Source organism: Antarcticirhabdus aurantiaca (assembly GCF_009765365.1).
GTDB classification, from domain to species: Bacteria; Pseudomonadota; Alphaproteobacteria; order Rhizobiales; family Rhizobiaceae; genus Antarcticirhabdus; species Antarcticirhabdus aurantiaca.
Map to the genome: position 1 here is coordinate 84,638 of NZ_VTOM01000011.1, position 23,348 is coordinate 107,985.

22 protein-coding genes are annotated in these 23,348 nt (G+C 69.5%); 16 read left to right on the forward strand and 6 right to left on the reverse strand.

Annotated elements, in window-relative coordinates; all coding sequences use genetic code 11:
* The first annotated feature begins 189 nt into the window (after positions 1–189).
* Entirely contained in the window at positions 190–480 is a 291-nt protein-coding gene (locus FZN60_RS14495) for a hypothetical protein (protein WP_158874211.1), read from the forward strand.
* On the opposite strand, the gene FZN60_RS14500 is transcribed toward FZN60_RS14495, so the two are convergent.
* A complete protein-coding gene (locus tag FZN60_RS14500) occupies positions 467–1,633 on the reverse strand; it encodes a pyridoxal phosphate-dependent aminotransferase (RefSeq protein ID WP_158874212.1) in 1,167 nt (388 codons plus the stop codon). The two genes, FZN60_RS14495 and FZN60_RS14500, sit on opposite strands and share 14 nt — an antisense overlap.
* 191 nt (positions 1,634–1,824) lie before the next feature.
* On the opposite strand from FZN60_RS14500, the gene FZN60_RS14505 reads away from it, so the two are divergent.
* The 4 genes from FZN60_RS14505 to FZN60_RS14520 all read left to right on the forward strand — a co-directional run bounded on the left by FZN60_RS14505 (position 1,825) and on the right by FZN60_RS14520 (position 7,633).
* Positions 1,825–2,949 carry a metallophosphoesterase family protein gene (locus FZN60_RS14505; protein WP_158874213.1) on the forward strand — a complete coding sequence of 375 codons (1,125 nt, stop codon included), beginning with the start codon at positions 1,825–1,827 and terminating at the stop codon, positions 2,947–2,949.
* 6 nt (positions 2,950–2,955) lie between these two features.
* The gene (locus FZN60_RS14510; RefSeq protein ID WP_158874214.1) at positions 2,956–5,589 is read left to right on the forward strand and encodes an AAA family ATPase; all 2,634 of its coding nucleotides are present in this window, start codon (positions 2,956–2,958) and stop codon (positions 5,587–5,589) included.
* Positions 5,590–5,879: 290 nt separating this feature from the next.
* On the forward strand, positions 5,880–7,121 hold the full coding sequence (locus tag FZN60_RS14515) for a porin (protein ID WP_158874215.1): 1,242 nt from the start codon (positions 5,880–5,882) through the stop codon (positions 7,119–7,121).
* 164 nt (positions 7,122–7,285) lie between these two features.
* Complete coding sequence (locus tag FZN60_RS14520) at positions 7,286–7,633, forward strand: hypothetical protein (protein WP_158874216.1); 348 nt, start codon at positions 7,286–7,288, stop codon at positions 7,631–7,633.
* A 3-nt stretch (positions 7,634–7,636) separates the two neighbouring features.
* Here FZN60_RS14520 and FZN60_RS14525 read toward each other — a convergent pair whose 3' ends face one another.
* Together FZN60_RS14525 and FZN60_RS14530 are read right to left on the reverse strand one after the other, a co-directional pair.
* Positions 7,637–8,584 (reverse strand): alpha/beta fold hydrolase, encoded by a 948-nt coding sequence (locus FZN60_RS14525; RefSeq protein WP_246726808.1) that lies wholly within the window; start codon positions 8,582–8,584, stop codon positions 7,637–7,639.
* 5 nt (positions 8,585–8,589) lie between these two features.
* A complete protein-coding gene (locus tag FZN60_RS14530; protein WP_158874217.1) occupies positions 8,590–10,791 on the reverse strand; it encodes a lytic transglycosylase domain-containing protein in 2,202 nt (733 codons plus the stop codon).
* 350 nt (positions 10,792–11,141) lie between these two features.
* Between FZN60_RS14530 and dapA the strand changes: the two genes are divergently transcribed.
* The 3 genes from dapA to FZN60_RS14545 all read left to right on the forward strand — a co-directional run bounded on the left by dapA (position 11,142) and on the right by FZN60_RS14545 (position 13,207).
* Positions 11,142–12,023, forward strand: a complete 882-nt coding sequence (gene dapA, locus FZN60_RS14535; RefSeq protein WP_158874297.1) for a 4-hydroxy-tetrahydrodipicolinate synthase — start codon at positions 11,142–11,144, stop codon at positions 12,021–12,023.
* A 62-nt stretch (positions 12,024–12,085) separates the two neighbouring features.
* Complete coding sequence (gene smpB / locus FZN60_RS14540) at positions 12,086–12,565, forward strand: SsrA-binding protein SmpB (protein WP_158874218.1); 480 nt, start codon at positions 12,086–12,088, stop codon at positions 12,563–12,565.
* A 72-nt stretch (positions 12,566–12,637) separates the two neighbouring features.
* Complete coding sequence (locus tag FZN60_RS14545; protein ID WP_158874219.1) at positions 12,638–13,207, forward strand: peroxiredoxin; 570 nt, start codon at positions 12,638–12,640, stop codon at positions 13,205–13,207.
* Here the strand turns inward: FZN60_RS14545 and FZN60_RS14550 are convergent.
* Positions 13,204–13,878 carry a uracil-DNA glycosylase gene (locus tag FZN60_RS14550; RefSeq protein ID WP_199266567.1) on the reverse strand — a complete coding sequence of 225 codons (675 nt, stop codon included), beginning with the start codon at positions 13,876–13,878 and terminating at the stop codon, positions 13,204–13,206. The genes FZN60_RS14545 and FZN60_RS14550 overlap by 4 nt on opposite strands.
* Positions 13,872–14,513, reverse strand: a complete 642-nt coding sequence (locus FZN60_RS14555) for a LabA-like NYN domain-containing protein (RefSeq protein ID WP_158874220.1) — start codon at positions 14,511–14,513, stop codon at positions 13,872–13,874. The genes FZN60_RS14550 and FZN60_RS14555 overlap by 7 nt, the downstream gene beginning before the upstream one ends.
* A gap of 269 nt (positions 14,514–14,782) precedes the next feature.
* Here FZN60_RS14555 and rpoZ point away from each other — a divergent pair, with 269 nt between their 5' ends.
* The 8 genes from rpoZ to recO all read left to right on the forward strand — a co-directional run bounded on the left by rpoZ (position 14,783) and on the right by recO (position 22,031).
* Positions 14,783–15,205 carry a DNA-directed RNA polymerase subunit omega gene (gene rpoZ, locus FZN60_RS14560; protein ID WP_158874221.1) on the forward strand — a complete coding sequence of 141 codons (423 nt, stop codon included), beginning with the start codon at positions 14,783–14,785 and terminating at the stop codon, positions 15,203–15,205.
* A gap of 114 nt (positions 15,206–15,319) precedes the next feature.
* Positions 15,320–17,542: a RelA/SpoT family protein gene (locus tag FZN60_RS14565; RefSeq protein WP_158874222.1), complete on the forward strand. Its 2,223-nt coding sequence runs from the start codon at positions 15,320–15,322 to the stop codon at positions 17,540–17,542.
* 101 nt (positions 17,543–17,643) lie between these two features.
* Positions 17,644–18,207 carry a DUF2062 domain-containing protein gene (locus FZN60_RS14570; protein ID WP_158874223.1) on the forward strand — a complete coding sequence of 188 codons (564 nt, stop codon included), beginning with the start codon at positions 17,644–17,646 and terminating at the stop codon, positions 18,205–18,207.
* On the forward strand, positions 18,204–18,614 hold the full coding sequence (gene acpS, locus FZN60_RS14575) for a holo-ACP synthase (RefSeq protein WP_158874224.1): 411 nt from the start codon (positions 18,204–18,206) through the stop codon (positions 18,612–18,614). The genes FZN60_RS14570 and acpS overlap by 4 nt, the downstream gene beginning before the upstream one ends.
* 90 nt (positions 18,615–18,704) lie before the next feature.
* Entirely contained in the window at positions 18,705–19,457 is a 753-nt protein-coding gene (gene lepB, locus FZN60_RS14580) for a signal peptidase I (RefSeq protein WP_422569891.1), read from the forward strand.
* Positions 19,445–20,152, forward strand: a complete 708-nt coding sequence (rnc, locus tag FZN60_RS14585; protein ID WP_158874225.1) for a ribonuclease III — start codon at positions 19,445–19,447, stop codon at positions 20,150–20,152. Before lepB ends, rnc begins: the two co-directional genes overlap by 13 nt.
* A gap of 11 nt (positions 20,153–20,163) precedes the next feature.
* Entirely contained in the window at positions 20,164–21,105 is a 942-nt protein-coding gene (gene era, locus FZN60_RS14590; RefSeq protein ID WP_158874300.1) for a GTPase Era, read from the forward strand.
* Between the two features lie 185 nt (positions 21,106–21,290).
* Positions 21,291–22,031 carry a DNA repair protein RecO gene (gene recO, locus FZN60_RS14595; protein ID WP_158874226.1) on the forward strand — a complete coding sequence of 247 codons (741 nt, stop codon included), beginning with the start codon at positions 21,291–21,293 and terminating at the stop codon, positions 22,029–22,031.
* Here the strand turns inward: recO and FZN60_RS14600 are convergent.
* Positions 22,019–23,272 carry an MFS transporter gene (locus FZN60_RS14600; protein ID WP_158874227.1) on the reverse strand — a complete coding sequence of 418 codons (1,254 nt, stop codon included), beginning with the start codon at positions 23,270–23,272 and terminating at the stop codon, positions 22,019–22,021. The two genes, recO and FZN60_RS14600, sit on opposite strands and share 13 nt — an antisense overlap.
* Between the last annotated feature and the right edge of the window lie 76 nt (positions 23,273–23,348).

The window sequence follows — 23,348 nt, forward strand, 5'->3', positions numbered from 1 at the left end:
AAGACGTCGGCACGCCGATCCAGCGAAATCAATATCTTGCCGCCGGACGGCGCCGCAGGGTCACTGAACTGTAAAGGCGTTATTCAATTCAAATTAAGCTAGAGATTTAAGCGGACTTTCAGAGCCGCGAGGCATTCTGTGTTCAACAAGAAGAACAACAGCAACGCTCAGATAAGGGATGCGACTTCCATGGCCTTCATCGACCTCAACACCGCCCGCCAGCCCGCCGCCGACGGCATCGCCTTCCTCGACGGCGCGACGCTGTTCGATCTCGGGCTGCAGCTGGCGGCCGGCCTCGGCGGCTCGGCCGACCTCGTTTCGGCCCACATGTACTTCAACCTCGCCGCCCATGCCGGCGACGAGCGCGCCGCGGCCCATCGGCAGGACATCGCCGAGCAGATGACGAAGTCCGACCTCGCCCGGGCGTTGCGCGCCGCGCGCGCCGTCGTCGCCCGTCAGGCCCCTATCACGATCCACTGAGCCGTTCGTCGGGTCCGCCGACCTCGTCGAGCGCCCCGGCCAGCGCCTCGGCGAAGAGGTCGAGATCCTCGTCCCGGCCGACCGTCACGCGGATCAGCCGGTCGAGCGGCGCCACGCCCGGCATGCGGATGAACACGCCGCGCCGCAGAACGGCATCGAGCAGCGCCCGCGCATAAGTGCCGTCGCGCCCGGCGTCGATCGCGACGAAGTTCGTTGCCGAGGGCAGGGGCGCCAGCCCGTTCGCCCGCGCGATCGCGCCGATCCGGTCGCGCGCCCGCGCGACCCGTTCGATCGTGTCCCGCAGGAACCGGTCGTCGCCGAGCGCCGCGAGGGCGCCGGCCTGCGCGATGCGCGACACGCCGAAATGGTTGCGCACCTTATCGAACTGCACCGCCGAGGCTGGGTCCCCGAAGACGTAGCCGATCCGCACGCCCGCCATGCCGTAGGCCTTGGAGAAGGTGCGGAAGCGCAGGAGGTTCGGGCGCAGGAGGTCGCTCGGCGGCAGCGTGCCCTCCGGCGCGAAGTCGCCATAGGCCTCGTCGAGGACGAGGATCGTCTCGGCAGGCGTTTCGTCGATCAACCGCCGCACCGTGCTTGCCTCCGCCCAGGAACCGGTCGGGTTGTCGGGATTGGCGAAGTAGAGGAGCTTCGGGCGCAGCGTCCGCGCCCGCTCGATCAGCGCCTCCACGTCCTCGTGGTCGTTCCGGTAGGGCACGAGGTCGAGCCGCGCGCCGTGTCCGGCGACATGGTAGTTGAAGGTCGGATAGGCGCCGAGCGAGGTGACGACGCGATCGCCCGGCTCGCAGGTAAGCCGCACGAGATGACCGAGGAGCCCGTCGATGCCCTCGCCGACCGAGATGTGGGCGCGCGTCAGCCCGTGCTTGTGCGCCAGCGCCTCGCGCAGTTCGGAGAGTTCCGGATCGCCATAGGCCCAGGATCCCGCGGCCGCGCGCGCCATCGCCTCGGCGGCGCGGGGCGAGGGGCCGAAGACGCTCTCGTTCGCGCCGAGCCGTGCCCGGAACCTGATGCCCATCCGGCGTTCCAGCGCTTCCGGCCCGACGAAGGGGACGGTGGCCGGCAGCGACCGGGCGAGCGGCGTGAAGAGTTCCGGCGCCGTCGCGAGCCGTTCCCCGATGTCGATCCCGTCCGCCATGAGCCCTCGATGTCGCGGGTTTCCGATGGGCGCGGACCCTGCGTCGGATGACGACGAGGGGTCAAGCGGGCTCGCGCGAAAGCGGTTGATCCAGCCCATCCGGGCCCCGCGCAAGCCTTGCAATTCCGAGAGCTTGGCTGCAGCAGTCGAGCCGCGCGCCGGAAATCCGTCCGGCGGCTTCGGGCTCGGCGATGGCATTCCGGTTTCTTCACACGGCGGACTGGCAGATCGGAAAGCCCTTCGGCGGCTTCGAGGCCGAGAAGCGGGGCGTGATGCGCGAGGCCCGCATCGAGACCGTGGCGCGGATCGCGGCGCTGGCCGAGTCGCGCCGATGCGAGGCCGTGCTGGTGGCGGGCGATGCCTTCGACGACAACACGGTGGCCGACCGTGACGTGCGCCGCACGCTCGACGCCATGGCGGGCTTCTCCGGTCCCTGGATCATGCTGCCGGGCAATCACGACGCGCTGGCGAGCGTCTCGGTCTGGTCGCGCCTCGCCCGGCTCGGGGCCGGCGAGCGCGTGCGCGTCGCCGATCGGGCGGAGCCGATCCTTCTCGGCGGCGGGCGCGCGGCGATCCTGCCGGCCCCGCTCAAGCGCCGCTTCGAGGCCGCCGACCTCACCGCCTGGTTCGACGCCGCCGAGACGCCGGCCGGCGCCGTGCGCGTCGGCCTCGCCCACGGCGCCGTCGCCAACCGGCTGCCGGCCGCGGCCGACGGCAACAACCCGATCGCGGACGACAGGGCGGAGCGGGCGAGGCTCGATTACCTCGCGCTCGGCGATTGGCACGGCTTCGTCGAGATCGCGCCGCGCACCGTTTATTCCGGCACGCCCGAGCCCGACCGCTATCCCGCCAACGCGCCCGGCCACGTCGCGCTCGTCGAGATCGAGGCGCCGGGCCTCGCGCCCCGCATCGAGCGCGTGCCGGTCGCGCGCTTCGACTGGCGGATCGTGCGCGCCGAGCTGTTCGGGGATGCCGGCGAGGTCGACGCGGCGCTCGCCGCGGTCGCCGAGCCGAACCGCGCCATCGTGCAGCTCGTCCTGACGGGCGCCTTGCCGCTGCGCGAGCGGGCGCGGCTCGACGGCATCCTCGCCGCCTGGGAGGCGCGGCTCTTCGACCTGCGCGTCGAGGACGGCGACCTCCAGGACGAGCCCGACGCCGAGGACCTCGACGCGATCGAGGTGGGCGGCTTCGTGCGCACCGCCGTCGACCGCCTGCGCGCCCGGGCGCTCGACCCGGCCGATCCCGAGCGTGACACGGCGGCGCTGGCGCTGCGCATGCTCTATGTCGAGCATCGCCGCGCCAAGGCGGGGGACTGAGGCGGCATGTATCTGAAGTCCCTGCGCATGCGCGACTTCGCCGGCGTCGCCGAGCGCGAGGTGCCGCTCTTCGCGCCCGGGCTCAACGTCGTCGTCGGCGACAACGAGGCCGGCAAGTCGACCCTGTTGACGGCCCTGCGCGCCGCGCTCTTCCAGAAGCACCGCGGCACCAGCGAGGCGGTCAAGGCTCTATCGCCTTATGGCCGTATCGCTCGGCCCGAAATCAGCATCGAATTCGAAACGGGGGGCACGGCTTATCGCCTGTCCAAGGCCTTCATCCAGAAGCAGTCGGCGCTTCTCGAATGGACCGGCGGCCGGTTGGAGAACGACGCGGCGGAGGAGAAGCTCGCCGAGCTCTTCGGTTTCGCCCACCCGTCCAAGGGCGAGTCGAAGATCGAAGCCCATCAGGGCGCCTTCGGGCTTCTTTGGGTGGAGCAGGGGCGTGCGCCGGGCGGCATCGACCTCGGCGCGGGCCGCAACGCGGTTGCCGCGGCGCTGGAGGGCGAGGTCGGTGCGATCATCGGCGGCGAGAACGGCCGGGCGCTCATCGATGCCGCGCGCGCCATGCAGGAGCGCTTCTATACCGCGACGACGCTGAAGGACGCCAAGCACTCGCCTCTCGCGGCCGCGCGCACCGAACTTGCGGCCTTGCGCGAGGAATTGGCCGAGCGGCAGGAAAGGCGGCGGCTCTACGAGGACCGGCTGGAGCGCGTGTCGCTGCGACGCGCGAGCCTCGAAGCCTATCTCAAGGACGACGCCGTCGGGCGGGCGGAAGCCGCCCTCGCCGCCGCGCAGGCTCGTGCCCGGGCGGTCGAGTCGGTGCGCGCCGAGCATGCCGAGGCCGAGCGCGCCCTTCTTCACGCGGCAGCGCTCCTCGAGCGGGCCGAGGAGGGGCTCGCCCGCCGCCGCGATCTCGTTCGGCGCAGCGCAGATGCCGCGACAGCCGCACGAAGCGCAGAGGCGGCGCTCGCCGAGCATCGGACGGCGGCGCTCGGCGCGGGCGAGGACGCTCGGGCGGCGGCAACTCGGCGAGATGCTTCGCGCCAAGCCGCCGAGGCGGCCGAGCGCCGGCTCGGCGCGATCGAGGCAGCCCGCCGGCTTGCCAGACTGGCCGGCGAGGCGGAGCGCCTGGAGCGGCGGCTCACCCAAGCGCAGGCCATCGCTGCCCGGATCGACGCGCTGGCGCGGGACGCACGCGGTCCTTCGCTCGACGCGAAGACGCTGGAGCGGATCGAGGTCGCGGGGCGCGACGCGCGGGAAGCCGAGATTCGCCTCGCCGCCGCCTCGCCCGCCGTCGAGCTGATGCCCGATGACGGACGAAGCGCACGCGCCGCCGACGGCGCGCGTCTGCACGGAACGCTCAAGGTCACGGGGCGGCAGGAGATCGTGCTCGATGGCTGGGGCCGCATCGCGATCACGCCGGGCGGCGGGGCGGGGGACCTGAAGCGCGCCTTCGACGAGGCGCGCGCCGAACTCGCGCGGCGGCTCTCGGCGGCCGGCGTCGCCGACATCGATGCCGCGCGCCTGCGCGAGCGCGAGACGCGCGAGCGTGCGAGCGCCCTCGCCGCCGCACGCAAGGAGCTCGACGCCGCGGCGCCCGAGGGACTCGCGGCCTTGCAGCGGCAAGGCTCCGAACTCTCGGCGGAGATGGCCGGCATCGGCTCGCCCGACAGCGAAGACCCCGCCTCCGTCGAGGGCGACCTCGACGAAGCCCAGGCCGATCGGCGCCGGGCACAGGACGCGATGCGGGCGGCAGAGCAGGCCCTCGAAGCGGCGCGAGCGAGCGAGGCGGCCTGGGCCGCCCGGTTGGCGCGGCTGGAAGCCGACGCCGTCCACGCCGGAGAGGCGGCGGCGAGATTGGAGGCCGAACTGCGCGCGGCCGAGGCGACGGCGCCGACGCCCACGCTGGAGGACGCGCTCGCCGCGGCGCGCGGCGAGCGCGACCGGCGCGTCGAACTCCTCGCTCTTCGGCGGCGCACGCTCGACGAGGCGGACGCGGACGTCGTGACCCTGGACCTCAAGCGGCGCGAAGACGCGCTCGCTCAGGTGCGTGCCAGCGTCGACGAGCTTCGCGGCGAGGTGATCCGCCTGGAAAGCGAGCTCGGCGTGCAGGGTGCGAGCGAACTTGGCGCCGAGATCGCCCGGCTCGACGGGGAGATCGCGACCCTCGCGCCGCGCGTCGATCGGCTCGATCGTCAGGCCCGAGCCTCGCGGCTCCTTCACGCGACGCTGACGCAGGCGCAGCGCGAGGCGCGGGAAAATTGGCTCGCCCCGATCCGGGCCGAAGTGGAGCCCTTTCTGCGCATGCTGCATCCCGGCACCAGCGTCGAGCTCGACGAGGCGACGTTCGACGTGCGGGTTCTCCGGCGCGGCGGCGTCGAGGAAAGCTTCGCGCGCCTTTCTCAAGGCGCCCGCGAGCAGATCGCCGTCGTCACGCGCCTCGCGCTGGCGCGACTTCTGAAGAAGGGCGGCTATCCGGCCGCCGTGATTCTCGACGATGCGCTCGTCAACACCGATGAACGACGGCTGGAGCGTATGCACCTCGTTCTGCGCAAGGCGGCGGAGAGCCTGCAGATCATCGTCCTGACCTGCCGCGAGCGGGACTTCCGCGACCTCGGCGCCCCCATCATTCGCCTCTGAAACGTCCGCCGAGGGGCCGGAAAGGGCCACAAACCGCCTCCGGGCTGGCTTGTGGCAGGAATTTGTTCACAAAGATTAACGGGCCGTAAACGGAAAAGTGGCGCCGCCGCAACAGCGGTGTGTCCAAAGCGTCCCATGCCGGGCCGGCGGGCGTTTCTTGGATTGCGGAAAAAACCGCGGCGGATATTGTCGGTTTCAGGAAGAGCGAGGGGGACACTTTGCTCTTTCCGACAGATTGGGGGCGGGGAGACACCCGGTCCTAGCCTAGAAAATTGACTGGAGGTCAGGACATGAACATCAAGAGCCTTCTGCTCGGCTCTGCTGCGGCCCTCGTCGCAGTCACCGGCGCCCGCGCTGCCGATCCGATCGCTGTTGAGGCGGATCCGGTCGAGTACGTCCGCGTTTGCGACGTCTACGGCACCGGCTTCTTCTACATCCCCGGCACCGAGACCTGCCTGCAGATCTCCGGCTACGCCCGCCTCCGTTATGAGGTTGTCGGCGAGCAGGAGAACTTCGAAGGCGACGACTACACCGCCGGCACCCGCGTCCGCGGCCGCATCAACTTCGATGCCCGCGAAGAGACCGAGTACGGCACGCTGCGCGGCTTCGTCCGCCTGCAGGCCACCAACCGCTTCGGCAACGACGCCCGCTTCATCAACGAAGACGGCATCCTCGTTGACAGCGGCAGCAACGCTGACGCCGCCGTCGGCCTCGACCTCGCCTACATCCAGCTGGGCGGTCTGACCATCGGTTACCTCGACTCGCTCTGGGCCGAGCGCGACGGTCTGCTCACCGACACCGACTGGTCGGTCGGCGACGACAAGGCCAACCGCATCTCCTACACCTTCACCTCGGAAGGCTTCTCGGCGGCCCTGTCGCTCGAAGACGACGGCTCGGGCGACTTCGCTCCGGACGTGGTCGGTCAGCTGGCCTACGAGAGCGGCGTGTTCTCGGCCTACGTGTCGGGTGTCTACGACGAGCAGAACGACGTGTTCGGCGACGTCGCCTTCACCAACGGCGTGATCACCGGCGGCGCCGTGTTCGCCGATGAGGACGACGACAACGGCGACGGCGCTTTCGTCGTCAAGGCCGGCGCCTCGCTCAAGGACCTCCTCGTCGAGGGTTCGGAGCTCAAGGTCGAGGGTCACTACGCCTTCGATCCGTCGCGCTACGCCGCGTTCGACTACGTCACCACCTTCGGTGCCTACGGTTCGGACAACCTCCCGAGCTTCGCGATCCCGATCGAGAAGCAGATCGGTCTCGGCTACAGCCAGGCCGTCGGTCCGTTCGGCGTCGCCGTGTCGGGCGTCATCGGTAACACCTTCGACGTCTACTCCTTCAACACCGTCACCCAGGACGTCGTGAACGTCGGCTCGACCGACTTCTACGCTCTCGGCCTGAACGTCGGCTACGAAGTCACCAACAACTTCTCGATCCTCGGCGAAGTCACCTACCGTGACCTCGACCTGCCGGGCGACGTCGAGGACTTCGACCAGACCACCGGTTTCGTCGAGTTCCTCCGCACCTTCTAATCGTCGACCGACGGTTCGAAACTTGGAAGGCCGGGCGGTATCGCCCGGCCTTCTTCGTTTGTGCGGATGGGATCGATCGTGATCGCCGGGTGGAAACCGGAGCCGAGTCCGGACGTTCGAATCAATGCGATCGAACGAAGGGGCTCGGAGGAGGAGGATCGACGATGACCCAGACGAAGGACGGCGGCCGCGGCAAGCGAGCAGCCCCGAGACATCCCCGGCCGACCCAGGATCCACTGGCCGAAAAGCACCGCTCCGCGCACTTCGACAAGAACTGGCGCACGGTGAACTACGCCAAGCTGTCGCCGACGGACGCCGCGAGCGAGCCGCTCCCCAACCATTGCCGCCAATCGGATCTTCTGCGCGACGACTGGAGTCCCACCGGACCGGGCGAGGCGGGAGAGCCTTACGTCGCTAAGTTCGGGAGCTTCGTCGGCGGCCCCTTCCACGCCGAGGTCGTACGGCTGCCGGAATCCGACCGGAGCGTCCGCTCCAGACCGGTCAAAGGCTGAGTCTCAGGCGTCGGTGCGGGGAGGTGGGGTGGCGTCGACCTTGTCCGCGAACCGCCCGATCGCTTTCGGAAGTTCGGCGGTTTCGAGAAGCGGCGCGTGGCCCTGGCCCGGCACCGTGACGGCGACGAGATCGGGGTGACGCGCGGCCATCGCGCGAAGCGTGTGGTCCGAGAACAGGCGCGAGTGTTCGCCCCGGATCGCGAGGATCGGGACGTTCCCCAAGGCATCGAACAACGGCCAGAGTTCGGGAAGCGGGTTGTCCGCCGAGATCGCCCGAAGCCCGTCGGCCAAGCGCGGATCGTAATCGGCGAGGATGCCGGTGCCGTCCGGCGCCGCCCGGAAGATCGCCCAGGCCATGCGCTGGCGGTCGGCCCGCGTCAGGGCGGGGAAGTCGGCGCCGTTGATCCGGTCGATCGCGGCGAGGGCCGCATCCCAGTCCGGCAGGACGGGCGTCGCGCCGACATAGGCCTTGATCGCGAGGAGCCCCTCGATCTCGAGCTTCGGCCCGGCATCGTTCATGACCGCGCCGGCGATGAGGTGCGGGTGCGAAGCCGCGAGAAGGTGCGTGATGAGCGCGCCGCGCGAGGTTCCGACGACGATCGCCCGTCCGATCCCGAGGCGATCGAGACCCGCGACGACGTCGCCCGCCTCCACCGGCAGCACGTAGGTCGCGGCGTCCGCCGCCCGTTGGGACGCGCCGCGCCCCCGATAATCGAAGCACACGACCCGGCGATGCGGCTGGAGTGCGCGAATCGCCAGCGCAAAGGCGTGGAAGTCGCGCGAGTTGCGGGTGAGGCCGGGAAGACAAACGAGCGGCAGACCCGTCAAGCCTGCGTCCGCACGGCCGGGATAGTCGCGGCCGGCAAGCCGAAGCCCGTCCGCGCTGTTGAACGCGAACGGGCTGTAGCCGGTATCCGGCGGCAGGTCGGGAAAGGGTGCGGCCGTCGGCACGCCGCTCAGCCGCGCCGGCCGTAGCGCAGGTCGCGCTCGATGTCGAAGCCGGCGCCGAGGCGGATCTTGTAGACCTGATAGTTCTCCATCACGCGCTGAACGTAGTTGCGCGTTTCGGTGAAGGGAATGGACTCGATCCAGTCGACGACCTCGTCGATCGACTTGCCGCGGGGGTCGCCGAAGCGCTCGATCCACTCGCGGGCGCGGCGTGGGCCCGCATTGTAGGCTGCGAAAGTCAGGACATAGGACCCGTTGAACTGGTCGATCTGCTGGCCGAGATACTTCGATCCGAGGAAGGCGTTGTAGGACACGTCCGACAGGAGCCGACCCTCGGAGTAGGACAGGCCGGCCTGACGGGCGAGGGATTTCGCCGTGCCGGGCATCAGCTGCAGAAGGCCGAGGGCGCCGACGGGCGACTTGGCGCGCGGGTTGAAGGCGCTTTCCTGGCGCGCGATGGCGTAGGCGAGCGCCTTGCCGGAGGCCGAGATATTGGCATCGGACGGAATGACGCCGGTCGGGAAGGCGAGGGCGGGCGCGTCGACGCCGTTGCCGTAGGCGATCTTGCCGACGGCGAGCGCGAGGTGGTGGTCGCCGCGGCGCTCGGCCATGCCCGACAGGAGCGCCAGTTCGCCCGGGCTCTGCAGCTCGTCGGCGAGCGAGCGGTAGAGGCTGTCGGCACGCCAATCGGAGCCGATCTGCTCCAGGCGCTTGATCGCGCGCACGGCCTCGCGGCTTTCGAATCGCTGGCGCTCGGCGCTGCTCGGCTTGGGGAAGCTGATCGGGCCGGGCTGGCGGCCGAGCTTGGCCGCCGCGAGCTGGCCGTAGAAGGTCGCGCCGTGGCTGGCGGCGCGGGCGTAGTACTGGCCGGAATTGCCCGGTCCGCCGGCCTCCGCCGCGCGGCCCAGCCAGTAATAGGCGCGGGCTTGGCTGAGCGGCCGGCTGGAGGCCTTGGCAATGGCGGCGAAGTGCTTGGCGGCGGTGCCGGGATCGCGCAGGCTGCGCAGGGCGTACCAGCCGGCGTGGAACTCCGCCTCCACCGATTCGGTCTGGCCGATCGCCGAATGGGACGCGACGAGGCGGTAGGCCTCGCGCGCCTTGCCGAGTTCCATCAGGTCGCGGGCGACGATGCGCCGCTCGTTCCACCAGGCGTCGGGATCGATCTGGGCGCCGGGATCGCGCGTCGCGGCCATGAGCACGGCTGCCGCGTCCTGCACGTTGCCGGTCTTGCGCAGGTATTCGGCGCGGGCGAACTGATAGCTCGGATCGGCGTGCTGGTTGGCCGGCACCGCCGCGAGGCGGGCCTTCATGTTCTCGCCGCGGATCACGGCGGCGCGTGCCCGGAACAGCGTTTCGGCGTTGGCGAGCTTGGCCACGCGCTCGGCGTCGGAGACGCGGTCGGCGTAGAGCAGCCGCTCCATGCGGTACTTGTGGTCGGCCTTGGTGAGCAGGGTGCCGAATGTCTTCAGCATCTGCGCCTCGGTCGAGCGGTCCATGCGCTCGATCCGCCAGAAGGAGGACACGAGCTGCGCCGCTTTTCGCGACTCGCCGACGCCGAGATAGGCGCGGGCGAGCGCCATCGCGCCTTCCGGGGTCTGCGGCGGCGAGCCGCGGAAGGCGCCGATGACCTCGGAGGGCGAGCGCTGCTCGCGCCAGAGCGCACGCTCGGAATTGGCGCGCAGCGTCTTCAGGCCCGGCCAGGCGGACAGGTCCTGCGCGGCGGCGGCGATCTCGGCGGCCGGAACGTCCGAGCCGCCCTTCAGGGCGATCGCCCAGGTGAGGATGTGCCGGTCGAGCGAGCCGGGCGCCATGCCGTCGCGCATGGCGCGGGCCTTGCGCACCGCACCGTCGGACAGGGCCTGGAGACCGCTCTTCAGGTCGCCGCGAATGGGGGCGAGCGCGCCGTTGCGGGCGCCCAGGCCGACGATCGAGGCGGTGAAGGCGCTCGAATTGTCGGGCATCGGCGGGGCGCCGCGCGAGGGCGCCGGGGCGCCGGCCGTGGCGGCGATCGCGGCCAAGGGCTGCGCCGCCGGAGCGCCCGCATCGCCGAAGCGGCCGGGATCGACGGTCACGCCGGCGCCCAGGCCCGCATCGCCGGGCCGCGACGAGGGCGTCGGGATGAAGCCCTGCTGGCCCTGTGCCGAGGAGGCGAGCAGCGCCAGGACGGCGGTCGACAGGACGATGCGGCGGACGGTGGTCGTTGCGGCCATGGCTCTTTCCGGGTCTTCAAGTCGCGCGGCGGGGAAGGGGGGACGTCCTCCGCCGCCTGCGTGTCGAATTCGCCTCGCCCCGGCCGGGCTTCGGCATCATGGTTCGCAAAGTTCTCACGAACGCGCTTAAGAACTCCTAATCCGGGGTCGCGGCGCCAATGACGATGATGTCAACGAAGCGTCAGCGACGTCCCGGCTTTCCCATGCCGCGTGGCGTCCCTCGTCTTGTGCGAGGAATCCGGCTTCACTAAGGTGCCGCGCCCACGGGACCCTCGTCGATGCCCCGCCTCGACCGTCCCGGGCCAACGCTCAAAGACCGAACACAAGAGAGACTCGTGGAAGCGAAGACGATCTTCAAGGGCTCCATGCCGGCGCTCGTCACCCCGTTCGAGGCGGACGGCCGTCTCGACGAGGCGGGCGTCCGCGCCCTTGTCGAGTGGCAGATCAACGAGGGCTCCCACGGCCTCGTTCCCGTCGGCACCACGGGCGAGAGCCCGACGCTGTCCCACGACGAGCACAAGCGCGTCGTCGAGCTGACCGTCGAGACGGCCAAGGGCCGCGTGCCGGTGATCGCGGGCGCGGGCTCCAACAACACGGCCGAGGCGATCGATCTCGCCCGCTTCGCGGAAGGGGCGGGGGCCGACGCGCTTCTCGTCGTCACGCCCTATTACAACAAGCCCAACCAGCGCGGCCTCTACGGCCATTACGCCGCGATCGCAAAGGCGGTCAGCCTGCCGATCATCATCTACAACATCCCGCCGCGCTCGGTGATCGACATGAGCGTCGAGACCATGGCGCGCCTCCACGCCGACTTCCCGACCATCATCGGCGTGAAGGACGCGACCGCCAAGCTCGACCGCGTGTCGGACCAGCGTCTCGCCTGTGGTCCCGACTTCGTCCAGCTTTCCGGCGAGGACGGCACCGCGCTCGGCCACATCGCCCATGGCGGCCACGGCTGCATCTCGGTGACGGCGAACATCGCGCCGCGGCTGTGCGCCGAGTTCCAGGAAGCCTGCCTCGCGGGCGACTTCGCGCGCGGTCTGGCGCTCCAGGACCGTCTCTACCCGCTCCACAAGGCGATCTTCATCGAGCCGGGCCTGTGCGGCGTGAAGTACGCGCTGTCGCGCATCGGCAAGGGCCGCAACGTCGTGCGCTCGCCGCTCGTGCCGATCGAGCGCTCGACCGAAGAGGCCATCGACGCCGCGCTTCGCCACGCCGGCCTCCTGAATTGAAAGCGGCCGGTCCGCGCATCAGATAAGGGGGGCGGGACGCGCCCCGCGCCCCCCGGAGTTCCATGTCCAAGAAGCCCGAACCGAACCAGAAGGTCGCCGCCGAGAACCGCCGCGCCCGCTTCGACTACGAGATCATCGACACGATCGAGGCCGGCCTTGCCCTGACCGGCACGGAGGTGAAGTCGCTGCGCACCGGCAAGGCCTCGATCGGCGAGTCCTACGCGACGGAGGAGGGGGGCGAGCTCTGGCTCATCAACTCCAACCTTCCCGAATATCTCCAGGCCAACCGGTTCAACCACGAGCCCAAGCGCCGGCGCAAACTCCTGGTTCATGCCAAGCAGCTGAACCGCCTCGCCGGCGCCGTGCAGCGCGACGGCATGACGCTCGTGCCCCTGCGCATCTACTTCAACGAGAAGGGCCGGGCGAAGCTGCTGCTGGCGCTCGCCAAGGGCAAGAACGCGCCCGACAAGCGCGAGAGCCAGAAGGAACGCGACTGGAACCGCCAGAAGCAGCGCATCATGAAGGACGCCCGGCGCGATTGATCGCATCGCGCGCTTGATTTTCCCGCCGCGCAGGCGAACCATGCGGTCGTGTCGCATGGCGAGGAGGCGCGCATGCAGGACTTCACGATCCTTCCTCAGGGCCTGCCGGATCCGGCCGACGACGGCGCTGCGGCCCATCTCGAAGGCCGGACGCTGCCGATCGTCCAGCTCGCCTCGACCGCGGGCGGCACGGTCGACCTCGGGAGCCTCGACGGTCTCACGGTGCTCTACTGCTATCCGATGACCGGTCGTCCCGGGACCGCGCTGCCGGAGGGCTGGGACGACATTCCCGGCGCGCGCGGCTGCACGCCCCAGGCCTGCGCCTTTCGCGACCACTTTGCCGAGCTTCGGGCGCTGGGGGTGCGAAGCGTCTTCGGCATCTCGACGCAGACGACCGCCTATCAGCGCGAGGCGGCCGCCCGCCTTCATCTGCCGTTCCCGCTCCTGTCCGACTCCGCCCTGGAGCTTCAGGAGATGCTGGACCTGCCCGTGATGGACGTTGCCGGCGACGTGCTTCTCAAGCGCCTGACCATGGTGGCGCGGGACGGCGTGATCGAGACGGTGTTCTATCCGGTGTTTCCGCCGGACCGGAACGCGGGGGACGTCATCGACCACCTGCGGCGGCGGAGCGGAAGCGGCTAGGCGGTTTTCAGCCGCTCCGCGACGGCCGCGAAGACCGCCTCGAACATCTCGGTCGTGAGAACCCCGGTGTTCGTGTTGTAGCGCGAGCAGTGATAGCTCGAGAACAACGACAGGGCGCCGATCTCGTACTGGCCCCCATGGCGGAAGGGAGCGTCCTTCAGCTTCGTGCCGAGCGCCCGCAAGGTGGTGTCGTGCGCGATGCGACCGAGCGTGACGATCGCGCGAAGCTTCGGCAGGCCCTCGATGACCGGCGTCAGGAATTGCCGGCAGGTGTTGATCTCGGCTGGCGTCGGCTTGTTTTCCGGCGGCACGCAGCGCACGCCGTTGACGATGGCCGCACCGTCGAGCTCCAGCCCATCGTCGACCCGCGCGGCGAAGCGGTCATTGGCGAAGCCGTACTTGTTGAGCGTCGCGTAGAGGAGGTCGCCGGCATAATCGCCGGTAAACGGGCGACCGGTGCGGTTGGCCCCGCGAAGGCCGGGCGCGAGGCCGACGACGAGCAGCTGGACCGCTTCCGGCCCCCCTGTCGGCAGGAAGGCCGGCACCGGCGCGTTGTGCCAGGCGGGTTCCCTGGCGCGCCATTCCTCGCGGAAGGCGACCAGGCGAGGGCACAAGGGGCAGTCGCGATCCGGCTCGGCGACGGCCGCTTTGCCTTGGATCGCGCTCAAAATTCCTCGTCGTCGCTGTCCGCCGCGGGCGTCCCGCCGGCGTTGGCGGTGGATCCGCCGCTCGCGGCGAGCTCGGCTTCGGCGCGGCGGGCGAGCCGGGCCTCGCGCTCGGCGGCGCTGCGCCCGATCTCGGCCTTGAGGCTGACGAGGTCGATGAAGTGATCGGCCTGGCGCCGCAGGTCGTCGGCGATCATCGGCGGCGTCGTGGACAGCGTGGAGACGACCGAGACCTTGCGACCCTTGCGCTGCAGGGCCTCGACCAGCGAGCGGAAATCGCCGTCGCCGGAGAACAGGACGAAGTGGTCCACCGTGTCGACGAGCTCCATCGCGTCGACGGCCAGCTCGATGTCCATGTTGCCCTTGACCTTGCGGCGGCCGCTCGGGTCGGTGAATTCCTTCGCCGGCTTCGTCACCACGCGGTAGCCGTTGTAGTCCAGCCAGTCGATCAGCGGGCGGATGGAGGAATATTCCTGGTCTTCCAGGAGAGCCGTGTAATAGTAGGCGCGAAGCAGATAAGCGCGCTTCTGGAAGGCCTGGAGCAGCTTCTTGTAATCGATGTCGAAGCCGACATTGCGCGATGCGGCGTAGAGGTTGGCGCCATCGATGAAAAGAGCGATCTTCTCGCGTTCCAGAAACATCCGGTAACTTTCGGTTTTATCAGAAGGCTGCGAGCGCGTTGCCGCGAGGCATGCGCAGCCGGCCTCGAAAACGCGGCCGGATCGGGTTCAGATTAAGCGAGCGCAGGGAACATTTCCATCAACCCAGAGCTTCATGCGCCCCCGGCTGCGTCGTCATCCTTACGCATGTCTAAACGGCGCGGCTCGTCAAGCGCCCTTGTAAGCCTGAGCGTAACGGGCTAAGTGCGGAGCTTGATCCCCCGTCCGTTCCCGTTTGTTTGGAGACAGGCATGGCCCGCGTCACCGTCGAAGATTGCGTCGACAAGGTCGAGAACCGCTTCGAGCTCGTGCTGCTCGCCAGTCACCGTGCCCGCCAGATCAGCCAGGGTCAGCCGATCACGGTTGATCGCGACAACGACAAGAATCCCGTCGTCGCGCTGCGCGAGATCGCCGACGAGACGCTCTCGCCCGACGATCTGAAGGAAGCGCTCATCCACTCGCTGCAGAAGCACGTCGAGGTGGACGAGCCGGAGCCCGCGCCGGCACCCGCCTCGCAGCAGCCGGCGATCGCCGCCGACTCGCTGGCCGCGACGCCCGCCGCCGAGAGCGACGACGACGCCGAGGACAACATCGCCTTCGACCGCATGTCGGAGGACGAGCTCCTCGCCGGCATCGAAGGCCTCGTCGCGCCCGAGAAGAACGACGATTATTGAGCCGCCGTGGACGCTCCGCTCTTCTCCGGGCGGCTGTGCGATGACTATATTGGAGGGGCGTCCGGCTGAGGTCGGGCGCCCCTTCTCACGTTCGGGGCAAGACGCCGCAACTCCATGATGCGCCAGTATGAACTCGTCGAGAAGGTCGCCGCCTACAAGCCCGACCTCGACGAAGGCCTGCTCAACCGTGCCTATGTCTACGCCATGCAGAAGCACGGCTCGCAGAAGCGCGCCAGCGGCGACCCCTACTTCTCGCATCCCTTGGAAGTGGCCGCGATCCTCACCGACATGCGCCTCGACGAGGCGACGGTGGCCGTCGCGCTCCTCCACGACACGATCGAGGACACGGACGCCACCCGCAAGGAGATCGACCAGATCTTCGGCATGAAGATCGGCCAGCTCGTCGAGGGGCTGACCAAGATCAAGCGGCTCGACCTCGTCTCCAAGAAGGCCGAGCAGGCGGAGAATCTCCGCAAGCTTCTACTGGCCATCGCCGACGACGTGCGCGTCCTCCTCGTCAAGCTCGCCGACCGCCTGCACAACATGCGCACCCTCGGGCACATGCGCGCCGACAAGCGCGCCCGCATCGCGCAGGAAACCATGGACATCTATGCCCCGCTCGCCGGGCGCATGGGCATGCAGGACATGCGCGAGGAGCTGGAGGACCTGGCCTTCCGGCACGTGAACCTCGAAGCCTACGAGATGATCACCGCGCGCCTCGCCGAGCTGCGCGAGCGCCATGCCGGGCACATCGCCAAGATCGAGACGGACCTCGCCGAGCGCCTCAAGGCGAGCGGGATCGTGGCCAAGGTCTACGGCCGGCAGAAGAAGCCCTATTCGGTCTTCTCCAAGACGCAGCGCAAGCAGCTCTCGCTGGAGCAGCTGTCCGACATCTTCGGGTTCCGCGTCCTCGTGACCACCGAGGAGGAGTGCTACCGCACCCTCGGCATCGTCCACCGCACCTGGCAGAACGTGCCGGGCCGGTTCAAGGACTACATCTCGATCCCCAAGCAGAACGACTACCGCTCGTTGCACACGACCATCGTCGGTCCGTCGAGCCAGCGCGTCGAGCTGCAGATCCGCACCCGCGAGATGCACGAGGTGGCCGAGTACGGCATCGCGGCGCATTCGGTCTACAAGGACGGCATGAAGGCTGGCGATCGGCAGGTGGCGCTGTCCAAGGACTCCAACGCCTATGGCTGGCTGCGCCGGACCATCGAGACGCTGGCGGACGGCGAGCCGGAGGAGTTCCTCGAGAACACCAAGCTCGAACTCTTCCAGGACCAGGTCTTCTGCTTCACGCCCAAGGGCCGGCTGATCGCGCTGCCGCGGCGGGCGACGCCGATCGACTTCGCCTATGCCGTGCATACCGACGTCGGCAACACCTGCGTCGGCGCCAAGATCAACGGCCGCGTCATGCCGCTAATGACCGAACTGTCGAACGGCGACGAGGTCGAGATCATCCGGTCGAAGGGGGCCAGCCCGCCGCAGGCCTGGGAAAGCCTCGTCGTGACGGGCAAGGCGCGCTCGGCGATCCGGCGCGCGACGCGTGCGTCCGTGCGCCGGCAATATTCCGGGCTCGGCAGCCAGATCCTGGAGCGGACCTTCGCGCGCTCGGGCAAGACCTTCTCGGCCGAGGTTTTGAAGCCGATCCTGTCGCGCCTCGGCCATCGCGAGGTCGAGGACGTCCTGGCCGCCGTCGGACGCGGCGAGCTCGCCTCGGCCGACGTCCTGCGCGCCGTGCATCCCGACTACCAGGACACTCGTGCGAGCCGGAAGCTGCCGGTGCCGCGCGTCGCGGAAGAAGGCTGGTTCAACCTGCGCACCGCGGCCGGCATGCTGTTCCGCATGCCCGGCGCCAACGAGCCGCGTCTGCGCGCCGCCAAGGGGCCGATCCCGATCCGCGGCGTCGGCGAGGACATGCCGGTTCTGTTCGGTCCGGACGGCGCGGTGCCGGGCGACCGGATCATCGGCATCCTGGAGCCGGGACGCGGCATCACGATCTATCCCATCCAGTCCCCGGCGCTTCAGGCTTTCGACGATGAGCCGGAGCGCTGGGTGGACGTGCGCTGGGACATCGACGCGGAGCTCACCGAGCGCTTTCCCGCGCGCATCCTGATCTCGGCGATCAACGAGCCGGGCACGCTCGCCGTGATCGCCGAGACGATCGCCGCCAACGACGCCAACATCCACAATCTGTCGATGCTCTCGACCGCGCCCGACTTCACCAAGATGCTCGTCGACCTGGAGGTCTGGGACCTCCAGCATCTCAACCGCACGCTGGCGCAGTTGCGCGCGAAGTCCTGCGTGTCCGACGTGTCGCGGGTGAACGCGTGAGGCGCGGGCTCCCGGCCCTCGGCGCCGCAATCTGGCCGATTCTCCCGCCTATGGCCGCGTCCGGCGCCGCCCTCGCGCGGCGTCCTTCGAGGAAGCACTGAATGCTGTTCGCACGCCGCGAGCCGGAACCCCTGTCCTCCCGCGTGCGCGGGGTGCTGTGGCCGCGCCGCTCCTGGAAGCGGTCGCTGCGCTACATGGGCAAGCGCGTCCTTCGCCTGCGCGCGAGCCCGCACGCCATCGCGGCCGGATTCGGCGTCGGCGTCCTGTCCTCCTTCACGCCCTTTCTCGGCTTCCACATCCTTCTCGCGCTCGCGCTCGCCTTTCTGATCCGCGGTAACATGGCGGCGGCCGCGCTCGGCACGGCGGTGGGCAACCCGCTGACCTTTCCGCTGATCTGGGGCTCGACCTACGAGGCCGGACGCTGGATCCTCCACAACGAGACGGTGGACGTGGCGCGGCCGGAAAGCCTCGGCGCCTCCTTGATGAAGCTCGATCTCGCCGCCATGTGGAAGCCGGTTGTGGAACCCATGCTGGTCGGCTCGCTTCCGCTCGGCCTCCTGTTCGGCGCGGTCGGCTACGTCGTCGTCTTCCTGGCCGCCCGCTCGATGCGGGACAGGCGCGCGGATCCCGCGCCCCTCGGCACGACGCGCGAGGCGGCGCGATGATCCTCGGCATCGGCAGCGACCTCATCGACATCCGCCGCATCGAGCGATCGCTGGAACGCTTCGGTGCGCGCTTCATCGACCGCGTCTTCACCGACGTCGAGACGGCGAAGTCCGAGCGCCGCGCCAACCGCGCGGCGTCCTACGCCAAGCGCTTCGCCGCCAAGGAGGCCTGCGCCAAGGCGCTCGGCACCGGCCTTGCGCGCGGCGTGTTCTGGCGCGACATGGGCGTCGTCAACCTTCCCGGCGGAGCGCCCACCATGGTGCTGACCGGCGGCGCCAGGGCGCGGCTCGACGCGCTCGTGCCGCCCGGCATGGCGGCGCGCATCCACGTCACCATCACCGACGATCACCCCCTGGCCCAGGCCTTCGTCGTCATCGAAGCGGTGCCCGGCGATCACACAGGCTGAGCGGCCGCTGCGGCGCCGATTGCTCGCCGGATTTGAAGCTTATAGAAGCCCTTGACGCGCCGCGGGGCGGCGCCGGGGTCAGAAGGGACCATGATGGTCGAACAGACGCACAGCAAGGAAGGCGGCGGCTTCGGCGAAACCGTCAAGGTCGTCGTGCAGGCCCTGCTCCTGGCGCTCGTGATCCGCACCTTCCTGTTCCAGCCGTTCTCGATTCCGTCGGGCTCGATGATGCCGACCCTGCTCGTCGGCGACTACCTCTTCGTGTCGAAGTGGTCCTACGGCTACAGCAAGTACTCGCTGCCCTCCTTCCCGCCTTACATCGGCTACGTGCCCGTGGACGGGCGGGTCTTCGCCTCCGATCCCGAGCGCGGCGACGTCGTCGTCTTCCGCAAGCCCGGCGAGGAGGAAACGGACTACATCAAGCGGCTGATCGGCCTGCCGGGCGACCGCGTCCAGGTTCGCGACGACGTGCTCTACATCAACAACGTCGCGGTGCCGCGCGAGCGCGTCGACGATTTCGTCACCGACGACGGCGCGCGCGTCCCGCAGTTCCGCGAAACGCTGCCCAACGGCGTGTCCTACATGACGCTGGATCTCAGCCCCAATTCCAGCGGCGACAACACCCGCGAGTTCGTGGTGCCCGAGGGGCACTACTTCATGATGGGTGACAATCGCGACAACTCGCTCGATTCGCGCTTCGACGTCGGCTACGTCCCCTTCGAGAACTTCGTCGGCAAGGCGCAGGTGATCTTCTTCTCCATCGACGGCGACACCTCGCCCTTGGCGCTGTGGGACTGGCCCTCGGAGCTGCGGCCCTCGCGCATCTTCACATGGCTCTCGTAAAGCGCCGCCCGCTCGCCGACCTGGAGGAGCGGATCGGCGTCCCGGTGCGCGACAAGGAGCGGCTGGAGCGGGCGCTGACCCATTCGAGCCTGCGCCAGGGACAGTCGGGCGCGCGCTCCTACGAGCGGCTGGAGTTCATGGGCGACCGGGTGCTCGGCCTCGTGATCGCCGAGAAGCTCTTCGAGATGTTCCCCCGCGACGACGAGGGCGGGCTGTCGCTGCGGCTCAACACGCTGGTCTCGGCCGATGCCTGCGCTGAGGTGGCCGACGAGCTCGGCCTGCACGAGTTCCTGCGCCACGGCGGCGATCTCAAGCGCGTCAAGGGCAAGCACACCAAGAACATCCGCGCCGACCTCGTGGAAGCGCTGATCGCCGCGATCTACCTCAGCGAAGGCCTGGAGACGACGCGCGCCTTCATCCTGCGCGTCTGGGGCGACCGTCTGGTGCAAGCCGGCGAGGCCCGCCAGGACGCCAAGACCGCGCTTCAGGAATGGGCGCATACCCGCGGCACGCAGACGCCGCGCTACGAGACGGTCGGGCGCGAAGGGCCCGACCACGATCCGGTCTTCACCGTGCGCGTCAGCGTGCCCGACGTGGAGCCCGGCGAAGGCAAGGGGCGCTCCAAGCGCCTGGCGGAACAGGAGGCGGCCAAAGCGGTTCTCCTTCGCGAAAAGATCTGGAAGGACGAGGCTTGAGCGACGAGACGGTGACGAACGAGACGCAGACTCCCACAGCGACGGCGAGGGACGGAGCCTCCGACACGCGCTCGGGCTTCGTCGCCCTGATCGGCGCGCCCAATGCGGGCAAGTCGACGCTCGTGAACCAGCTCGTCGGCACCAAGGTCTCGATCGTCACCCATAAGGTCCAGACGACGCGCGCCCTCGTGCGCGGCATCGCGATCCGGGACCGCACCCAGATCGTCTTCGTAGACACGCCCGGCATCTTCGCGCCCAAGCGCCGGCTCGACCGCGCCATGGTCAAGACCGCCTGGAGCGGCGCCAAGGACGCCGACCTCGTCCTCGCCATCGTGGATGCCGACCGCGGCGTCAACGAGGAGGTCGAGACGATCCTGGAGCGCATGAAGGACGTTCGCCAGCCCAAGGCGCTGCTCCTCAACAAGGTCGACCGCATGAAGCGCGAGCGGCTGCTGGCGCTGACGCAGGAGATCGCGGCACGCGTCGAGTTCGACCGCGTCTTCATGATCTCGGCGCTGAACGGCTCGGGCTGCGACGACCTGATGGGCTGGCTGGCCGAGACCCTGCCGCCCGGCCCCTGGTACTACCCGGAAGACCAGATCTCCGACCTGCCGCTGCGCCAGCTCGCCGCCGAGATCACCCGCGAGAAGCTGTATCTGCGCCTCCACCAGGAGCTGCCCTACGCCTCGACCGTCGAGACGGAGCTCTGGGAAACCAAGCCCGACGGCTCGGTGCGCATCGAGCAGACAATCTACGTCGAGCGCGACAGCCAGAAGGCGATCGTCCTCGGCCACAAGGGCGAGACCATCAAGGCGATCGGCCAAGCCGCCCGCAAGGAGATCGCGGACGCCGCCGAGGCCAAGGTCCACCTCTTCCTGTTCGTGAAGGTGCGCGAGAACTGGGGCGACGACCCCGAGCGCTACCGCGAGATGGGCCTCGACTTCATCCGCTGACGGCTCGCGGAGGCGGGGCTCATAGCCGCGACGAAGCGACGTGTAGCGCCGATCGCCGCCGCCAGCGCTGACACGCCGATCATCGAACGACGACGTATCGGTCTCGCCGGTCTCCATCGCATCGTGCGGCAGGTATGACTATATTCCGGCGATGATGCCCGCTCGACAGACTGGAACGATCGCCCGTGGAATGGCGTGAGGACGCGATCGTGCTGGGCCTGCGTCGGCACGGCGAGACGAGCGTGATCGCGGAGGTCATGACGCGCGAGCGGGGGCGGCACCTCGGCATCGTGCGCGGCGGGCGCTCGCGCCTGCAGCGTCCCGTGCTGCAGCCCGGCAACGAGATCGCGATCCATTGGCGCGCACGGCTCGACGAGCACATGGGCACCTACAACGTCGAGCCGCTGAAGCTGCGCGCCGCGACGCTGATGGAGTCGCCCGGGGCGCTCGCGGCGGTGCAGCTCCTCGCTTCCCATCTGCGCCTTCTGCCCGAGCGCGACCCGCATCCGCGCCTTTTCGACGGACTTGCCGCCATGCTCGACCATCTCGCCGAGCCTCTGGCCGCGGGCGAGCTGGTGCTGCGCTTCGAGCTGATGCTGCTGGAAGAACTCGGCTTCGGCCTCGACCTCGAGCGCTGCGCGGCGACCGGCGCGTCGGGCGATCTCGCCTACGTCTCGCCGAAGACCGGCCGCGCCGTCGGGCGCGAGCCGGGCGCGCCCTGGGCCGACAAGCTCCTGGCGCTCCCCGCCTTCCTGTCCGCCGAGGGCGGGCGGCCGGATCGTGCCGCGCTGGACGCGGGCTATCGGCTGACCGGCTACTTCCTCGCCCGCCACGTCTACGAGCCGCGCGGCCTGCCCGAGCCGCTGTCGCGGGCCGGGCTTCTCCAGGCGGTCGCCCGCGCCGAGGCCCGGGTTCAGGCGGGCTGAGCGGCGGCGGGCATCGCGGGCGCGGAGGAGGGCGCTTCGCGGATCGGCAGGTGGACGATCGCGGCGAAGAGGCCGAGCGCGACGCCGAGCCACCAGACCGGGTCGTAGGAGCCGAAATGGGCGTAGAGGTAGCCGCCGAGCCACACGCCGAGGAACGAGCCGATCTGGTGCGAGAAGAACACCACCCCGCCGAGGAGCCCGAGGTGCTTCGTGCCGAACATGATCGCGACGAGGGCGTTGGTCGGCGGCACCGTCGAGAGCCAGAGGAGGCCCATGACGACGGAGAAGGCGATCACGGTCGCCGGCGACACCGGCGTCAGCAGGAACACGGTCACGGTGATCGAGCGGCCGAGATAGATCAGCGCCAGGAAATAGGGCTTCGACCAGCGCTGGCCGATCAGGCCGGAGGCGAGCGAGCCGATGATGTTGAAGAAGCCGATGAGAGCGAGTGCGATCACCGCGTAGCGGGGGGCGATGCCGAGGTCCGCGAGATAGGCCGGAAAGTGCGCGGTGATGAAGGCGACCTGGAAGCCGCATACGAAGAAGCCGCTGGTGAGGAGCACGAAGGAGCGCGTCGCGAAGGCTTGGCGCACGGCGCCGCCGACCGTCTGCTCGATGCCGGCCTCGACATTGGCGCGGCTGACCTTGCCGCCGCGCAGCGCGAGGCCCAGAAGCGGCACGAGCAGCATGGTGGCCGACAGGATCAACAGCGCGTCCGACCAGCCGAAGCGTGAGATCAGCGCCTGGCTGAGCGGCGCGAAGACGAACATGCCCGCCGAGCCGGCGGCGGTGCCGAGGCCGAAGACGAAGGAGCGCTGCTCAGGCGAGACGCGCCGCGCGAAGGCCGCGAGGACGATGCCGAACGAGCCCGCTGCAACGCCGAGGCCGACGAGGACGCCCGCGCCGATCGTCAGGAAGAAGGGCGAGGGCGCGACCGCCGTCAGCGCCAGGCCGGAGGCGTAGAGGAGGCCGGACAGGAGGAGGACGCGCGCCGTGCCCCAGCGGTCGGCGATGGCGCCGAAGAGCGGCTGGCCGGCGCCCCAGAAGAGGTTCTGGACGGCGATGGCGAGCGCGAAGTCCTCGCGGCTCCACTCGCGATCGGTCAGCATGGGAAGCTGGAAGAATCCGATCGCCGAGCGCGGACCGAAGGTGAGGAGGGCGATCAGGCAGCCCGCCGCGATGGCGATCCACGGCCCGGCGGATGAGGCCGTGCCCCCGAGGCTTCTCGATTGCGCGCCCATGGCCGCGACTCCCTGCAAGAACAGGGCATCCTAACGAATCGTTGATCCGTCCCGCAAACGACTTCGCCTGATGCGA

Bases quoted from the DNA above. Each gene is read 5' to 3' on its own strand.
- FZN60_RS14570 (WP_158874223.1), top strand. From the start codon at position 17,644: ATGCTGTTCGCACGCCGCGAGCCGGAACCCCTGTCCTCCCGCGTGCGC.
- acpS (WP_158874224.1), top strand. From the start codon at position 18,204: ATGATCCTCGGCATCGGCAGCGACCTCATCGACATCCGCCGCATCGAG.
- FZN60_RS14545 (WP_158874219.1), top strand. From the start codon at position 12,638: ATGCAGGACTTCACGATCCTTCCTCAGGGCCTGCCGGATCCGGCCGAC.
- FZN60_RS14495 (WP_158874211.1), top strand. From the start codon at position 190: ATGGCCTTCATCGACCTCAACACCGCCCGCCAGCCCGCCGCCGACGGC.
- FZN60_RS14555 (WP_158874220.1), bottom strand. From the start codon at position 14,513: ATGTTTCTGGAACGCGAGAAGATCGCTCTTTTCATCGATGGCGCCAAC.
- rpoZ (WP_158874221.1), top strand. From the start codon at position 14,783: ATGGCCCGCGTCACCGTCGAAGATTGCGTCGACAAGGTCGAGAACCGC.
- lepB (WP_422569891.1), top strand. From the start codon at position 18,705: ATGATGGTCGAACAGACGCACAGCAAGGAAGGCGGCGGCTTCGGCGAA.
- FZN60_RS14565 (WP_158874222.1), top strand. From the start codon at position 15,320: ATGATGCGCCAGTATGAACTCGTCGAGAAGGTCGCCGCCTACAAGCCC.
- FZN60_RS14510 (WP_158874214.1), top strand. From the start codon at position 2,956: ATGTATCTGAAGTCCCTGCGCATGCGCGACTTCGCCGGCGTCGCCGAG.
- FZN60_RS14515 (WP_158874215.1), top strand. From the start codon at position 5,880: ATGAACATCAAGAGCCTTCTGCTCGGCTCTGCTGCGGCCCTCGTCGCA.
- FZN60_RS14530 (WP_158874217.1), bottom strand. From the start codon at position 10,791: ATGGCCGCAACGACCACCGTCCGCCGCATCGTCCTGTCGACCGCCGTC.
- FZN60_RS14520 (WP_158874216.1), top strand. From the start codon at position 7,286: ATGACCCAGACGAAGGACGGCGGCCGCGGCAAGCGAGCAGCCCCGAGA.
- FZN60_RS14600 (WP_158874227.1), bottom strand. From the start codon at position 23,272: ATGGGCGCGCAATCGAGAAGCCTCGGGGGCACGGCCTCATCCGCCGGG.
- FZN60_RS14500 (WP_158874212.1), bottom strand. From the start codon at position 1,633: ATGGCGGACGGGATCGACATCGGGGAACGGCTCGCGACGGCGCCGGAA.
- smpB (WP_158874218.1), top strand. From the start codon at position 12,086: ATGTCCAAGAAGCCCGAACCGAACCAGAAGGTCGCCGCCGAGAACCGC.
- FZN60_RS14505 (WP_158874213.1), top strand. From the start codon at position 1,825: ATGGCATTCCGGTTTCTTCACACGGCGGACTGGCAGATCGGAAAGCCC.
- rnc (WP_158874225.1), top strand. From the start codon at position 19,445: ATGGCTCTCGTAAAGCGCCGCCCGCTCGCCGACCTGGAGGAGCGGATC.